A 15789-nucleotide genomic window follows, 5' to 3' on the forward strand; every position below is an offset into this window, starting at 1 on the left:
ATATCCTCTTTACTCAATGTTCCACGTGAAACGGATCATTGAATTGGCGACTTATTCGGAATACCTGGTTTACGAGGATATTTTTTAGGAGAAATTTTCTCTTTATCAAAAACAAAAATGTTTCGTTCACTATTTTCAATTGGCAAAATAAACGAGTTTTGTTTTTTAATGGTAGCGCCGAGAACAGAAAGTGCTTTTTTTGCATCTAGAAGTTCATCTTCCGCGGCTGCCCCCTTCATCGCAATGAAGATTCCACCTTTTTTAGCTAGTGGTATACATAACTCCGCTAAGACGGAAAGACGTGCAACCGCACGAGCAGTAACGATATCAAATTTTTCACGGTACTTGGAGTCTTGTCCGAAGTCCTCTGCTCTCGCATGAACGAAGTGCACATTTTCAAGCTGAAGTTCTTCAGCTAATACTTTCAGAAATCCAATTCTTTTATTTAATGAATCAACAATGGTCACGTCTAAGTTCGGAAAACAAATTTTCAATGGAATACTTGGAAATCCAGCTCCCGCACCTACATCACAAATTGTTTTTGGTTCATTCAGGTCAATATAAAAAGCCGCGGATATGGAATCATAGAAATGTTTCAAATAAACTGAGGGTGCATCTGTAATCGCCGTCAAGTTCATCTTTTCATTCCACTCTACCAAAAGTTTAAAATACTGGTTAAACTGAGCTATTTGCGTTTCACTCAATTCAATACCTTTGTCTTTTAAAGCCTGTATAAATTGTTCAACATTCATCAATATTCCCCCCATAGGAAAAGCATATGCGCCTGTCCAGAGGCGACAGGCATAAGACGGGCTGACGGTGCGGCGTTCTTTGCCTCATAGTCGGCACGGCTTATGGCCCGAGCCTCTAGGCGCTGGAGTCTAGACAGTTAGATAAGCGTAAGGCGTCGTCTAGCCCCGACAGGCACAAGACAGTTTGTGAGGAGGCGTACTTCAGCCACCACAGCAAAATGACTTGTGACCCCGAGGGGTTGACGCCTGGAGTCTAGACAGTTAGAAAAGCATAACAGTTTGTATTAAGTAATATAACACAAGACCGTTTTAGCTAATTTAGCCCGAAATTTTAGCAATTCTCCCCTGTTCGATATAGACAAGAAGAATTGAAATATCGGCTGGATTAACGCCAGATATGCGAGATGCTTGTGCAATGGATAATGGTCTTACCTCACTTAGCACACTTTTCGCTTCCGTTGCAATACCTGATATTGCATTATAGTCGATATTATCGGGTATTTTTTTGTTTTCTAGTTTTTTCATTTTATCTACTTGTTGCAACGATTTTTCAATATAACCTTCATACTTAATGAAGATTTCAACTTGCTCTTCTACTTCTTTTGATATCTTTTCTTCTGGCGGAACCATTCTTACTATCTGGCTATATTTTATTTCAGGACGTTTTAAAAGATCTGCTGCTTTCATCGGTTCTCTAAGTTCTGAGCCGCCTGTTTCACGTATAATCTCCTGGACATTACTAGCAGGTTTAATTGTCACTTTTCGCAACCTGATAATTTCTTCTTCAATCTGTTGCTTTTTAATAATATGAGCATCGTGCCGTTCTTCACTAATCAGTCCAATTTGGTACCCTATTTCAGTCAGACGCATATCGGCATTGTCATGACGCAACAACAGTCGGTATTCTGCGCGTGATGTTAGAAGTCTATACGGCTCACTTGTCCCTTTTGTAACAAGATCGTCAATAAGAACACCGATATATGCATCAGCACGTCCGAGGACACGTTCCTCTTTCCCCAGAGCGCGAGAAGCTGCATTAATACCCGCCATGATTCCTTGGCCTGCTGCTTCTTCATAACCAGATGTACCGTTAAGCTGACCAGCTGTATATAGATTACGAATTCTTTTTGTTTCAAGTGTAGGCCATAGTTGCGTAGGAACGATAGCGTCATACTCAATTGCATAACCTGCACGCATCATTTCCGCATTTTCAAGCCCCGGTACGCTTGCAATCAATTGTTTTTGAACGTGTTCTGGCAAACTTGTCGATAATCCTTGAACATACACTTCTTGCGTATTACGGCCTTCCGGCTCAAGGAAAATCTGATGACGTGATTTATCGGCAAAACGTACTATTTTATCTTCAATTGAGGGGCAATAGCGGGGCCCTTTCCCTTTAATCATCCCCGAATACATCGGCGACAAATGAAGGTTTTCATTAATAAGTTCATGCGTTCTTGGCGATGTATATGTCAGCCAACACGGTAGTTGATCAGTAATGAATTCAGTTGTTTCATAACTGAATGCCCATGCTGTATCATCTCCTGGTTGGATTTCAGTTTTGCTATAGTCAATTGTTCTACTATTCACACGTGGTGGTGTTCCTGTTTTGAATCTCACCATGTCAAAACCAAGTTCGCGAATATTGTCTGCAAGTTTAATTGATGGCATTTGGTTATTCGGTCCGCTCGAATATTTCAGGTTACCAATAATAACTTCACCGCGTAGGAATGTACCCGTTGTAATGATGACTGTCTTCGCACGGTAAATTGCACCAACTTGTGTAAGTACCCCTTTTATTTCATCGTCTTCCACGATTAGTTCTTCTACAACACCTTGATGAAGCAGAAGATTTTCCTGTTCTTCCAGAAGACGTTTCATTTCCGACTGGTAAAGGACTTTATCGGCTTGCGCACGAAGCGCTCGTACTGCAGGTCCTTTGCCGGTATTCAACATACGCATTTGGATATGTGTTTTATCGATTACTTTGCCCATTGCACCGCCCAGTGCATCAATTTCACGTACGACGATCCCTTTAGCGGGACCGCCGAGTGACGGATTACATGGCATAAAGGCGATCATGTCGAGGTTCATTGTTAGTACGAGCGTTGTTGCACCCATTTTTGCAGCGGAAAGTGCCGCCTCAACTCCCGCATGACCGGCTCCAATAACAATAACGTCGAACTTGCCTGCTTCAAATTTGGGCATGTTCATTTCCTTCTTTCTATTAAAGTAATTCAAAACGTTCGATGAAAAGTAGTAGCAAGTCACTGCGCTAGGCAGATTCCCTCTTTCCATCCCTTATTTTTGAACACTCATCTTATTTTATTTTCCGAGGCAGAATTGTGAAAATAGCTCATTAAGTAGACCGTCTTGGACTGTGTCCCCAATTATTTCACCGAGAATTTCCCACGTCCGTGTAACATCAATCTGAATCATATCGACTGGAACACCTGCTTCAGCAGCCGCGAGCGCGTCTTCAATTGTGGCACGCGCGTTGTGTAACAGTGCAATATGTCGTGCATTTGAAACATATGTGAAATCGCCTGATTCAAGATTTCCTTCGAAAAAGAGTCCGGCAATTGCTTCTTCTAGTTCATCTACCCCTTCGTCTGTCACAAGAGAGGTCGTGACAACTTTGCCCGTTCCGGCATGTTCCTTCACTTTTTGCATGTCAATCTTTTGTGGAAGGTCGGTTTTATTGATAACAAAGATTGTATCCATTCCCGACACCACTTCAAATAGTCGTTCGTCTTCTATCGACAACTCTTCAGAACTGTTAAGGACAAGTAGTATTAAATCTGCTTCCTTCAACACTTTCCTCGACTTTTCGACACCGATTCGTTCCACAATATCTTCTGTTTCCCTGATTCCAGCTGTATCTACGAGACGAAGTGGAACACCCCGCACATTGACGTACTCTTCAATAATATCACGCGTCGTCCCCGCAATGTCGGTTACGATTGCTTTATTTTCTTGAATGATGCTATTTAGTAAGGAAGACTTCCCTACATTGGGCCTACCAATAATAACTGTGGACAGGCCTTCTCGAAGAATTTTCCCTTGTGATGAAGTTTTCAACAACTTATCGATTTCATTTCGCACCCAGGTACTTTTTTCGATCATTAGTGGGATTGTCATTTCTTCGACATCATCGTACTCTGGATAATCAATATTTACTTCGACTTGCGCCAACGTTTCAATAAGCGCTTGTCGCAATCCCCCGATCAATCGAGAAAGTTTTCCTTCCATCTGATTGAGTGCAACATTCATGGCCCGGTCTGTCTTCGCACGAATAAGGTCCATGACCGCTTCGGCTTGAGATAAATCAATTCGTCCATTAAGGAATGCACGTTTTGTGAATTCACCTGGTTCTGCAAGACGCGCCCCTTGCTTCAGCACTAATTGAAGAACACGAGTGACCGCAACGATTCCCCCATGACAGTTCACTTCTACAACGTCTTCACGTGTAAATGTTTTTGGTGCTTTCATAAGAGAAACCATTACTTCTTCGATAACTTCATCAGTTGATGGATCTATTAAATGACCATAATGGATTGTATGTGATTGTTCTTCATTTAGCCTCTTACCAGACGGTGAACGAAAAATCCGATCCGCTATTTGGACAGCTTCGTCCCCACTTAACCTGACGATGGCAATTGCACCTTCTCCCATTGGAGTCGAGATGGCAGCTATTGTATCAAAATGCACGTTTTTCACCTTCCTGACTTGGTTACTCACATGTGGATAACCTATTTCGGACACGACTATCTAACATAATATATTATCACAAATCCTCCCATCCTCCTAGTGTCGCAATTTAAATAATGTGGATAAGTTAAGGCATCTTTACAATTAATACAAAAAAAGCCCCGCAGAGACAGGGTTCGTCTTTGCGGGGCTTTTTTTCACCTAACGGCTTCAATGACAAGATATCTAAAGGGATCAGATCCTTCTGAATACGTTTCAATATCCAGTCGTCGTGATAAAGCATTGTGAATGACTTTTCTTTCATAGGAAGCCATTGGTTCTAACTGGATCTTTTTTCCAGTACGAACTGCTTTATCGGCCATTCGCTCAGCTAACTGCTCCAATGATTGTTCACGACGCTCCCGGTAATCACCGACATCTACCCGGACGACCTTGAATTGACTTGCTGATTTGTTCGTTACAAGCTGTGATAATTGCTGGAGTGCATTTAGCGTTTGTCCGCGTTTACCAATCAATAATGCAGCTTTTGCACTTTCCATTTGGAAAGTAACATATTTCCCTTTGATCTCGTGGCTGATTTGAATGTCATCGATACCCATTCCAATTGCAATCATTTTTAAATAGTGTTCCGTTTCTTCAATTGCAGTTTCATCAGACAACCCTTCAACTTGGACTTCCTCTTTTTCCACAGGAGATTCGACGGATTCAACACTACCTTCAATCTCAAATGACTGGAGTTCCATTACAGGTTCTGCTTCTTCAAGCATCGATATCTTTTCAGTGACGGAAGGTTCTTCAAAATTTACGATAGTTACGGTTACTTCAGCTTCTTTTGCACCGAAACCTAGAAATCCTTTTCTCCCTTGATTGATCACTTCGACTTCTACTTCATCACGCGTAACGCCAAGTGCTGTTAATGCTGATGAAATCGCTAATTCAACCGTGGTTCCCCTTCGCGTCGTCCTTGTCATTTCCGTTTCCCTCCCACTTTTACAAGTTCCACTTCCTTTTTCTTAAATGGTTTGTAAATGAAGATGTTTTGGATAATTGAAATGATATTACCGATTACCCAGTAAAGTGAAAGTGCTGCCGGTAAGAATGAACCGAAGATCATAATCATGAACGGCATAATGTACATCATTACTTTCATCTGTGGGTTGTCCATTGCAGGCCCAGTACGTAAAACGATGAACTGCATAGCCCCTGCCAAAACGGCAAGCGTAATACTTGGCGCTGCAAGTTCAAACCATAAGAAATCCCCAATATCGTATGTGACATTCATTCGGCTGATGGCATGATAGAAACCGAATAGAATTGGCATTTGGATTACGACTGGTAAACAGCCTGCCGCCGGATTGATTTTTCGTTCTGACATAACTTTTTGCATTTCTTCACGGTACTTTTGTTGTGTAACTGCATCTTTTGATTTGTATTTCTCTTTAAGCGCTTTCAGTTCAGGTTGGATTTCCTGCATCCGTTTTGAACTTTTTGTCTGTTTGATCATTAATGGAAGCAAGACAAGTCGGATAATAATTGTAACTGCAACAATACCGTACCCGTATGTGCCAAGTATGTCTTTGAATGTCGTTATTAGGGAAACTAACGGCCAGACGACAAATTTGTTCCAAAATCCTTCACTATCCTCGTAAATTGGCTGTTGGAACTCCGAACATCCCGCGAGAAATACCGACAATGCTGTCAGAATGAGGATTAATGCTAATTTCTTTTTCAAATCAGTTCCCCCAAATCTTATCTTATTCAAATAAAATACGCCAAGACGTATTTGCGTCCAGATTTTGAATTGAGCTTGCTCAATTCATTCCCTTCAAAATCTGTTACATCCCCCGGAGGCTTTCCTCCAACAGGATGTAGGTTACTCAGTGGGGAGGGATTGAACTGCATCCCTCCTTGTTGCCGCAGGACGCGGCGATTTTAGTCAGAGTTCCGCAATTCAGCAGCGGTTTGAACTCAAGCTGAATAAAGTCAAAAAGCCCTATCGGCTGATACTAACAGTTTATCACGTTCATATACTTCCATCTACTTCTTTAAGACGCGAGAAATACGCAAGACGTGTTGCAAATTTTTCTTCGTTTCATGAAAGTCTAATGTGGCCGCCTGATGTCTGGCTATGATGACATAATCCATATCGTTGCGCAGTTCGTCTTTCATTTCCAGGAAGGACTGTCGTAAATACCGTTTGATCCTATTTCTGGCGACTGCATTACCTACTTTTTTGCTGACGGACAGACCTATCCTGAATTCCAGTTGGTCTTCCTTCCTATAGGAATACACAACGAATTGCCGATTAGCAAACGACTTCCCTTTTTTGAATACTTCTTGGAATTCCTCATTTTTCTTTATCCGTTGACGTCTGTTCATCTTATACACCTGCTCCGTCATCTATAATTATAGTTCTTCATTAATAAACAAGAAAAAAGACCACTGAAATGTCAGTGGCCTTATGCTGATAGGACTTTTCTTCCTTTACGACGACGAGCTGCAAGAATTCTGCGTCCGCTTTTCGTGCTCATTCTTTCACGGAAGCCGTGGACTTTACTACGTTTACGTTTATTTGGTTGGTAAGTACGTTTCATCTTTTAAGACACCTCCTGCATTGATTGTCTATTTATTACTGTGACAGTCTTGAATAGTATATCGGATTTCCAGGGTAAAAGTCAACCCTTTCCTATTCGACAGTAATTTAGCCTGTTTGGTTTCCCCAATTCAGCCCCAATAAGTTATCCACGGTTCCTTCTGCTTTCTTTCGACAGCAGTGTGGATAGTATTTTTCAACTTTTTTTTATGCACACCGCTTATCGACATCTTCTTCACATACCAAGCCCTGTGGATAAAGATTTCATCCACAGCTGTCTGCACTGTGGATAAGGTTCAGGACTCCTTGTAATCCACAGCATATCCTGTTACAATGAGATGAATTTGTTATGCACATAATTTTATAGCATTTTTGTTATCCACAGTTGTTAATACATTGTGGATACTTTTTTCAACACTTTTGCATAATTGTTATCCACACGACGGAAAACTGTGTATAATACATATCCTCGGGTTTTTTATTTTCATTGTAAAGGAGGCACACGTTTGGATCACTTAGAAGAATTATGGATTGAGGTTTTGTCGAAGGTTGAACAGAAGATTTCAAGACCCAGTTTTGAAACTTGGTTAAAGTCGACAAAACTGATGTCTTATGGCGAAGAAAACGTTACTATCGCCGCACCTAACTCATTCGCGAAAGATTGGCTTGAAAATCACTACGTACATCTAATTACTGGTATTCTATCCGAATTGACCGGCGAAGACCGGATCATTCAGTTCGTTGTTCCTAAAAACATGGAAGAAAATGATTTCATGCTACCTAAACCAACTGTTAAACCAATAGAAAAGGTTCCATTAACATCGGCACCTGGCATGCTTAATCTAAAATATACGTTCGACACATTCGTCATTGGTTCGGGAAACCGTTTTGCCCACGCAGCGTCACTAGCCGTTGCTGAAGCACCAGCAAAAGCCTATAATCCTCTGTTTATCTATGGGGGCGTAGGACTTGGAAAGACACACTTAATGCATGCAATTGGACATTATGTACTCGAACAGAACCCGTCAGCAAAAGTCATGTATCTTTCATCTGAGAAGTTTACAAATGAATTCATTAACTCTATTCGTGATAATAAAGCCGTCGAGTTCCGTAATCGTTATCGGAATGTAGACGTGCTCTTAATAGATGATATTCAATTTCTTGCAGGAAAAGAACAAACACAAGAAGAGTTTTTCCATACATTCAACACGCTCCACGAGGAATCGAAACAGATTGTTATTTCAAGTGACCGACCTCCAAAAGAGATTCCAACACTTGAGGACAGACTAAGATCCCGCTTTGAATGGGGTTTGATCACCGATATAGCACCTCCAGACTTAGAGACACGCATCGCAATTTTACGCAAAAAGGCAAAAGCAGACGGGCTCGTTGATATTCCAAATGAAGTCATGCTGTATATTGCCAACCAAATTGACTCAAACATACGCGAGCTAGAGGGGGCTCTTATACGCGTTGTTGCCTATTCGTCACTCGTCAATTCCGATATCAATACGGATCTTGCTGCAGAAGCATTGAAAGATATTATTCCGAATTCAAGACCGCGCACTGTAACCATTCTAGATATCCAAAAAGCAGTTGGAGAGCATTTTGACATACGTTTAGAGGACTTCACTGCGAAGAAAAGAACTAGAGCAATTGCATTCCCCCGACAAATTGCCATGTTCCTGTCCAGAGAACTCACGGATTTCTCCCTACCTAAAATTGGATCTGAATTCGGTGGACGAGATCATTCAACAGTCATTCACGCACACGAGAAGATTAGGCAACTGTTAAAAGATGATCAAGCTCTGCAACAAGATGTTCAAGATATTAAAAATGTTCTTGGTAGAGGATGACCTGTGCATAACGTATAACAAGTGGTGCACACCTACAAACAGGTTATACACATGTGGAAAACGTCTGGTCATCAAGGGAAAACAGACTTACTAACATATCCACAGCCCCTACTACTATTACTACTACTTTATTAATAACTAATACTATATATATTAAGCGAGGGTATAGAATGAAATTTGAAATTATGAGAGATAAGTTGCTTGATGGATTAAGCGATGTTATGAAAGCCATTAGCCAAAAAGTCGCGATTCCAATTTTGACAGGGATAAAGATTGAAGTGGATGAAAAAGGAATGACGTTAACAGGAAGCGATTCTGATATTACAATCTGTACATTTATACCAGCAGAAGATAATGGAGAACAGATCATTAGAGTCGCAGAAAAAGGAAGCATTGTGCTACAAGCTAAAGTTTTTAGCGAAATCGTGCGTAAACTACCTACCAATGAAGTAACAATTGAAGTTATAAACGGACTTCAAACACATATTCAATCTGGTAAATCTGAATTCCATTTAATTGGATTAGACCCAGAAGACTACCCTGTTCTGCCAGAAGTTAAAGATGATTATCTATTTTCATTACCGGCAGATCTGATGAAATCCATTATTCGCGAAACAGTCTTTGCCGTATCTCAACAAGAAACTAGACCAGTATTAACAGGCGTACTTTGGGAAGCAAAAGATGGAGGGCTTGCTTGTATTGCTACTGATAGCCATAGATTGGCAAGAAGATTGACGATACCTGAAGATATGCCAGAAGTTCCGTTTAGTGTCGTTATCCCTGGGAAAAGTCTTCAAGAACTAAATAAGATTTTGCCTGATAATGGCGAACTTGTGGATATTGTTATTGCAGATCAACAAGTGTTATTTAAAACACGTGGTGTGTTATTTTACTCACGCCTATTGGAAGGAAATTACCCAGATACTTCGCGTCTCATTCCGTTAGAATATAAAACGTCAGTGACGGTAAATGGTCGACTTCTTCTTCAGGCAATTGATAGAGCTTCGCTTCTAGCACGTGAAGAACGCAATAACATTGTCCGCTTCTCAGCCAACGAAGGTAAAGTCATTGAAATCTCTTCAAATTCACCTGAAGTAGGTAAGGTTGAAGAACTGGTAGAAGCAATTGGCGTAACAGGAGAAGAGCTGAATATCTCTTTTAGCGCTAAATATATGATGGACGCATTGAAAGCAATTGATGGACAAGACATAACGATCCAATTTACGGGAGCTATGCGACCGTTCATATTGAAATCAGTTGATGACGATTCAATCTTGCAACTTATTCTCCCTGTACGAACATACTGAATTTTGAAGGATAGTCACTTATTTGACTATCCTTTTTACTTACTGCTGAAAGTCAGCTAAAATAGAAAGACAGACTAACTTGCGAAAGGTTGAGACCCTATGGAAAATCTTACGATTGATACAGAGTTTATAACTCTAGGACAATTATTAAAAATGACGAATACAATCAGTTCAGGCGGTATGGCTAAATGGTTTCTAGATGAATACATCGTCTATGTTAACGGCGAGGAGGAACAGCGACGTGGTAAAAAGCTTCGTGACGGAGATATCGTTAAAATTCCCAATGTCGGCACATATAAAGTAATTGAACTACCAGACGGTCAAACGGATGTATATTGAACGGCTGGCATTAACTGATTACCGAAATTATGATTCACTTGACCTCTCATTTTCCCCGAAAATCAATGTGTTAATTGGTGAGAATGCCCAGGGTAAAACAAACATCATGGAAGCAATCTATGTTCTTTCTATGGCAAAATCGCATAGAACTTCAAATGATCGTGAATTAATACGCTGGGACCAAGAATATGGTAAAATAGAAGGGGACATACAACGTAAATATGGACGACTGCCATTAGAATTGGTCATTTCAAAAAAAGGCAAAAAAGCACGTGTCAATCATCTTGAACAGAAACGCCTTAGCTTGTACATTGGCCAATTGAATGTCGTTATGTTTGCTCCGGAAGATTTGAATCTTGTTAAGGGTAGTCCCCAAGTAAGAAGACGGTTTCTAGATATGGAAATCGGTCAAATTTCACCAACCTATTTACATGACCTTTTAACATTTCAAAAAGTACTCAAACAGCGTAATGCCATTTTAAAAGACAATAGGGGAAAACTAAATCTTAACGACGTCATGTTTGACATTTATACAGAGCAGTATATTCAAGTAGCCGTCCAAGTTATTCGTAAAAGGTTTTATTTCATGGAACTTTTACAAAAATGGGCAGAACCAATCCATAAAGGAATCTCTCGCGGTATTGAATCCCTTCAAGTTTCTTATGGAACACTAAAAGAACTTGATTCGGGACAGACTGTGGAACAGATGCAGTCGATACTCGGTCAGCGATTGCTTGAAGCGAGGCGCCGTGAACTAGATCGCGGTATGACCTTGATTGGACCACACAGAGACGATCTTCACTTTTTCGTCAACGGCTACGACATCCAAACGTATGGATCGCAGGGGCAGCAGCGGACAACAGCGCTGTCCCTTAAACTTGCGGAGATAGAACTTGTAAAGCAAGAAGTTGGAGAAGCACCTGTCCTTCTCCTGGATGATGTCCTGTCTGAACTTGATGATTACCGACAATCCCATCTCTTGAACACAATTCAAGGAGAAGTGCAGACAATTGTCACAACGACGAACGTCGCAGGGATTGACCATGAAACAATTCTTCAGGCAGACATATTCGAAGTAACGGCAGGCGAAGTCGTTAAAAGAGAGGAATGACCATCGAGTCATTCCTCTCTATAAACACCAGTAATACAAATGTTAGACGTTCGGAAAGGGAAGGTGAACAGTTTGGCAATGGAAGAGAAAGATATGCAGATGGCTTATGATGAAAATCAAATCCAAGTCTTAGAAGGATTGGAAGCTGTCCGCAAACGTCCGGGTATGTATATTGGGACAACAAGTTCTAGAGGTCTTCACCATCTTGTATGGGAAATTGTTGATAATAGTATCGATGAGGCACTTGCAGGTTACTGTGATCATATTGAAGTAACGATGGAAAAAGACGATTGGATTTGTGTCGATGATAATGGTCGGGGAATTCCAGTGGGAACACAGGAATCAACGGGTAGACCGGCAGTTGAAGTTATTATGACTGTACTTCATGCAGGAGGTAAGTTCGGCGGCGGAGGCTATAAAGTTTCCGGCGGTTTGCATGGTGTTGGTGCATCTGTCGTAAATGCATTGTCTGAGACTACAGAGGTATATGTTAGACGTGACGGCGAAGTTCATTACATCGAGTTTGAACGTGGTGCAGTTTCGAAAGAACTTAGTGTAATTGGCAAAACTGATGAAACGGGATCAAGAATCCGCTTCAAAGCAGACCCTGAAATCTTTACGGAAACAACAACATACGAGTATGACATCTTAGCGCACAGGCTTCGTGAACTTGCTTATCTCAACCGCGGTCTCCGGATCACGATTACAGACAAGCGTACCGATGAAGAGCGGAGTGACGTCTATTACTACGAAGGCGGCATTAAGTCGTACGTAGAACATTTGAATCAAAACAAAGAACCAATTCATGATGAACCTATTTTCATTGAAGGCGAAAAAGACGGAATTTCAATCGAAATCGCGATGCAATACAATAGTGGCTATGCAGAAAATCTGTTTTCATTCGCCAACAATATCAATACTTACGAGGGTGGTACGCATGAATCAGGCTTTAAGACAGCACTGACACGCGTTATTAACGATTACTCTCGAAAAAATGGTGTGCTGAAAGAAGCTGATCCGAACTTGTCCGGTGATGACGTGCGTGAAGGACTAACAGCGATTATTTCGATTAAACACCCGGACCCACAATTTGAGGGACAGACGAAAACAAAGCTTGGTAACTCTGAAGTTAGTACGATTACTAACTCTTTGTTTTCAGAAGGTTTTCAACGATTCTTGCTTGAAAATCCGACAACATCGCGTCAAATCATTGATAAAAGCCTTATGGCGGCACGGGCACGTCTTGCTGCAAAAAACGCGCGTGAATTCACACGCCGGAAATCGGCGCTTGAAGTATCAAGCCTCCCAGGGAAACTGGCAGACTGTTCTTCCCGAGACCCAGCTATAAGTGAACTGTATATTGTTGAAGGTGACTCGGCGGGTGGTTCAGCTAAAATGGGGCGTGACCGTCACTTCCAAGCGATTCTTCCGCTTCGAGGAAAAATCTTGAACGTTGAAAAAGCACGTCTTGACCGGATTTTAGGTAACTTGGAAATCCGGGCAATGATTACTGCACTTGGTACAGGTATCGGAGAAGAATTTAACCTTTCAAAGGCACGTTATCATAAACTTGTAATTATGACTGACGCAGACGTCGATGGTGCGCATATTCGTACACTACTTTTAACCTTCTTCTTCCGTTTTATGCGACCGCTTATAGAAGCAGGGTATGTTTATATCGCTCAGCCACCTCTTTACCGTGTAAAGCAAGGGAAAATCGAAGAGTATTGCTACACTGAGGAAGGGCTTCAAGAAATTTTTGGACGGCTCCCAGCCACGCCAAAACCAGTTATTACCCGCTATAAAGGTCTAGGGGAAATGGATGCAACGCAATTATGGGATACAACAATGGATCCTGATCAGCGTACACTGCTCCAGGTTCACCTTGAAGATGCGTTCGATGCCGATTCAACATTCCAGCAACTTATGGGAGACGAAGTCGAACCACGACGCAAATTTATCGAAGAAAACGCAATGTATGTGAAAAATATAGATACCTGATCAGCTAGTTGAAATGAAAAAGCTAGTCAGGCAATTGAACTATCTCTTCCTAAGGTTTTTTGAGTTGAAAGGAGTCTAACAATAATGGCAGATATGCCGCAACGTGGTGTTAAGGGGATTAACATTAGTACAGAAATGAAGACATCTTTTCTTGATTATGCAATGAGTGTCATTGTTTCACGTGCGCTCCCCGATGTGAGGGATGGTTTAAAGCCGGTACATCGACGTATTCTGTATGCGATGCAGGATCTCGGAAATACTGCCGATAAACCGCATAAGAAATCCGCACGTATTGTCGGAGACGTCATCGGTAAGTATCACCCACATGGTGATAGTGCTGTATATGAAACGATGGTCCGGATGGCTCAGGACTTCAATTACCGTTATATGCTCGTTGACGGTCACGGTAACTTTGGTTCTGTCGATGGAGACGGCGCAGCTGCGATGCGGTATACAGAATCTCGTATGTCGCGTATTGCAATGGAACTTCTTAGAGACATTAATAAAGATACAGTTGATTACCAAGACAACTATGATGGACAAGAGAGAGAACCGATTGTTCTTCCAAGCCGTTATCCGAATTTACTCGTTAACGGGACAACCGGCATTGCGGTCGGAATGGCAACAAATATTCCTCCACATCATCTCGGAGAAACAATCGATGCAGTCCTTGCACTTGCTGACAATCCTGCTATTACAACGGAAGAATTGATGGAAATAATTCCTGGCCCAGACTTTCCAACTGGCGGGATTATTCTTGGCCGTAGCGGAATTAGAAGAGCTTATGAAACCGGGCGGGGTTCAGTTATCATCCGCGGGAGAGTTGAAATTGAACAGCAGTCGAACGGCAGGGAAACACTCCTTGTACATGAGCTACCATTCCAGGTAAACAAGGCACGCCTTATTGAAAAGATTGCTGAGCTGGTACGTGATAAGAAAATTGACGGTATTACGGACCTACGCGATGAATCGGACCGTAACGGTATGCGAATTGTCATGGAAATACGCCGTGACGCAAATGCTAACGTACTACTAAACAACTTGTATAAACAAACAGCATTGCAATCTAGTTTTGGTGTCAACATGCTAGCACTCGTTGATGGTCAACCAAAAATCCTTGCATTGAAGGAAATTTTGTACCATTACCTTGAGCACCAAAAGGTTGTCATCCGCAGGCGTACCCAATACGACTTGAAAAAAGCAGAAGATCGCGCACATATTTTGGAAGGACTACGCATAGCACTTGATAATATCGATAAAATTATTACCCTTATTCGTGGATCTAAAACAACAGATGAAGCAAAAACAGGGTTGATGGATCAATTTAACTTATCTGATCGTCAAGCACAGGCTATCCTCGATATGCGACTTCAACGTTTGACAGGGCTCGAACGTGACAAAATTGAAAGTGAATACGAAGCGTTACAACTCCTTATGTCTGAACTCCGTGCGGTTCTTGCAGACGAATCAAAATTGCTTGAGATTATTCGCGAGGAATTACTCGAAGTGAAAATTCGTTTTGAAGATAAACGTAGAACGGAAATTACACTGGGCGGCGCTGAAATGATCGAGGACGAAGATCTTATCCCAGTCGAAAACTCAGTATTGACACTCACACATAATGGTTACATTAAACGTTTGCCTGCTAATACGTACCGCAGCCAACGTCGTGGTGGTCGAGGTATACAAGGGATGGGCACGAATGACGATGACTTCGTTGAACATCTATTAAATACGTCAACGCATGACACTATCTTATTCTTCACAAGTAGGGGCCGGGTATTCCGTACGAAAGGCTACCAAGTACCTGAATTTAGCCGAACTGCGAAAGGTTTACCTATCATCAACCTGTTAGGTGTCGATAAGGATGAGAAAGTAACAGCCATGATTCCTGTAGATGTATTCGAGGATGACAAATACTTATTCTTCTCAACTCGTGACGGTGTTGTTAAACGTACACCTGTTTCTGAATTTGCTAATATCCGTTCAAATGGATTGATTGCACTTACCCTCCGCGGCGATGATGAACTCATCGCAGTTAAAATGACCAAAGGTGATGAAAATATTTCCATTGGTACAAAGGATGGCATGTTAATCAAGTTCAATGAGACAGATATCC

General features: G+C 41.6%; 13 protein-coding genes (1 of these 13 only partly in view). 6 read left to right on the forward strand and 7 right to left on the reverse strand.

All coding sequences use genetic code 11. The features are described from left to right. Positions 1 to 35 precede the first annotated feature (35 nt). The 7 genes from rsmG to rpmH all read right to left on the reverse strand — a co-directional run bounded on the left by rsmG (position 36) and on the right by rpmH (position 7057). Positions 36 to 752: a 16S rRNA (guanine(527)-N(7))-methyltransferase RsmG gene (rsmG, locus tag I2484_RS09630; protein WP_207150823.1), complete on the reverse strand. Its 717-nt coding sequence runs from the start codon at positions 750 to 752 to the stop codon at positions 36 to 38. A gap of 318 nt (positions 753 to 1070) precedes the next feature. Beyond that, on the reverse strand, positions 1071 to 2960 hold the full coding sequence (mnmG, locus tag I2484_RS09635) for a tRNA uridine-5-carboxymethylaminomethyl(34) synthesis enzyme MnmG (RefSeq protein WP_207150824.1): 1890 nt from the start codon (positions 2958 to 2960) through the stop codon (positions 1071 to 1073). Positions 2961 to 3077: 117 nt separating this feature from the next. Further along, entirely contained in the window at positions 3078 to 4463 is a 1386-nt protein-coding gene (gene mnmE / locus I2484_RS09640; protein WP_207150825.1) for a tRNA uridine-5-carboxymethylaminomethyl(34) synthesis GTPase MnmE, read from the reverse strand. Between the two features lie 197 nt (positions 4464 to 4660). Further along, positions 4661 to 5434 (reverse strand): RNA-binding cell elongation regulator Jag/EloR, encoded by a 774-nt coding sequence (jag, locus tag I2484_RS09645; protein WP_207150826.1) that lies wholly within the window; start codon positions 5432 to 5434, stop codon positions 4661 to 4663. Continuing rightward, complete coding sequence (yidC, locus tag I2484_RS09650) at positions 5431 to 6195, reverse strand: membrane protein insertase YidC (protein WP_207150827.1); 765 nt, start codon at positions 6193 to 6195, stop codon at positions 5431 to 5433. The genes jag and yidC overlap by 4 nt, the downstream gene beginning before the upstream one ends. Positions 6196 to 6500: 305 nt before the next feature. Further along, entirely contained in the window at positions 6501 to 6842 is a 342-nt protein-coding gene (rnpA, locus tag I2484_RS09655; protein WP_207150828.1) for a ribonuclease P protein component, read from the reverse strand. A gap of 80 nt (positions 6843 to 6922) precedes the next feature. After that, on the reverse strand, positions 6923 to 7057 hold the full coding sequence (gene rpmH, locus I2484_RS09660; RefSeq protein WP_067204080.1) for a 50S ribosomal protein L34: 135 nt from the start codon (positions 7055 to 7057) through the stop codon (positions 6923 to 6925). Positions 7058 to 7562: 505 nt separating this feature from the next. Between rpmH and dnaA the strand changes: the two genes are divergently transcribed. The 6 genes from dnaA to gyrA form a co-directional block, all read left to right on the forward strand. Further along, positions 7563 to 8912, forward strand: coding sequence for a chromosomal replication initiator protein DnaA (gene dnaA / locus I2484_RS09665; RefSeq protein ID WP_207150829.1), 1350 nt, complete (start codon positions 7563 to 7565; stop codon positions 8910 to 8912). Between the two features lie 170 nt (positions 8913 to 9082). Beyond that, positions 9083 to 10219 carry a DNA polymerase III subunit beta gene (dnaN, locus tag I2484_RS09670; protein ID WP_207150830.1) on the forward strand — a complete coding sequence of 379 codons (1137 nt, stop codon included), beginning with the start codon at positions 9083 to 9085 and terminating at the stop codon, positions 10217 to 10219. 99 nt (positions 10220 to 10318) lie between these two features. Continuing rightward, complete coding sequence (gene yaaA, locus I2484_RS09675) at positions 10319 to 10558, forward strand: S4 domain-containing protein YaaA (RefSeq protein WP_207150831.1); 240 nt, start codon at positions 10319 to 10321, stop codon at positions 10556 to 10558. Beyond that, positions 10548 to 11669 carry a DNA replication/repair protein RecF gene (recF, locus tag I2484_RS09680; protein ID WP_207150832.1) on the forward strand — a complete coding sequence of 374 codons (1122 nt, stop codon included), beginning with the start codon at positions 10548 to 10550 and terminating at the stop codon, positions 11667 to 11669. Before yaaA ends, recF begins: the two co-directional genes overlap by 11 nt. 78 nt (positions 11670 to 11747) lie before the next feature. Further along, positions 11748 to 13670, forward strand: a complete 1923-nt coding sequence (gyrB, locus tag I2484_RS09685; RefSeq protein ID WP_207150833.1) for a DNA topoisomerase (ATP-hydrolyzing) subunit B — start codon at positions 11748 to 11750, stop codon at positions 13668 to 13670. A gap of 84 nt (positions 13671 to 13754) precedes the next feature. Beyond that, a protein-coding gene (gyrA, locus tag I2484_RS09690; RefSeq protein ID WP_207150834.1) for a DNA gyrase subunit A crosses the window boundary here: on the forward strand, positions 13755 to 15789 show its 5' portion. It continues 512 nt past the right edge of the window; only the first 2035 of its 2547 coding nucleotides appear in the window; the start codon lies at positions 13755 to 13757; the stop codon falls past the right edge of the window.

Source organism: Sporosarcina sp. E16_8 (assembly GCF_017347095.1).
GTDB lineage: Bacteria > Bacillota > Bacilli > Bacillales_A > Planococcaceae > Sporosarcina.

Bases quoted from the DNA above. Each gene is read 5' to 3' on its own strand.
- rsmG (WP_207150823.1), bottom strand. From the start codon at position 752: ATGAATGTTGAACAATTTATACAGGCTTTAAAAGACAAAGGTATTGAA.
- mnmG (WP_207150824.1), bottom strand. From the start codon at position 2,960: ATGCCCAAATTTGAAGCAGGCAAGTTCGACGTTATTGTTATTGGAGCC.
- jag (WP_207150826.1), bottom strand. From the start codon at position 5,434: ATGACAAGGACGACGCGAAGGGGAACCACGGTTGAATTAGCGATTTCA.
- rnpA (WP_207150828.1), bottom strand. From the start codon at position 6,842: ATGAACAGACGTCAACGGATAAAGAAAAATGAGGAATTCCAAGAAGTA.
- rpmH (WP_067204080.1), bottom strand. From the start codon at position 7,057: ATGAAACGTACTTACCAACCAAATAAACGTAAACGTAGTAAAGTCCAC.
- dnaN (WP_207150830.1), top strand. From the start codon at position 9,083: ATGAAATTTGAAATTATGAGAGATAAGTTGCTTGATGGATTAAGCGAT.
- yaaA (WP_207150831.1), top strand. From the start codon at position 10,319: ATGGAAAATCTTACGATTGATACAGAGTTTATAACTCTAGGACAATTA.
- recF (WP_207150832.1), top strand. From the start codon at position 10,548: ATGTATATTGAACGGCTGGCATTAACTGATTACCGAAATTATGATTCA.
- gyrB (WP_207150833.1), top strand. From the start codon at position 11,748: ATGGAAGAGAAAGATATGCAGATGGCTTATGATGAAAATCAAATCCAA.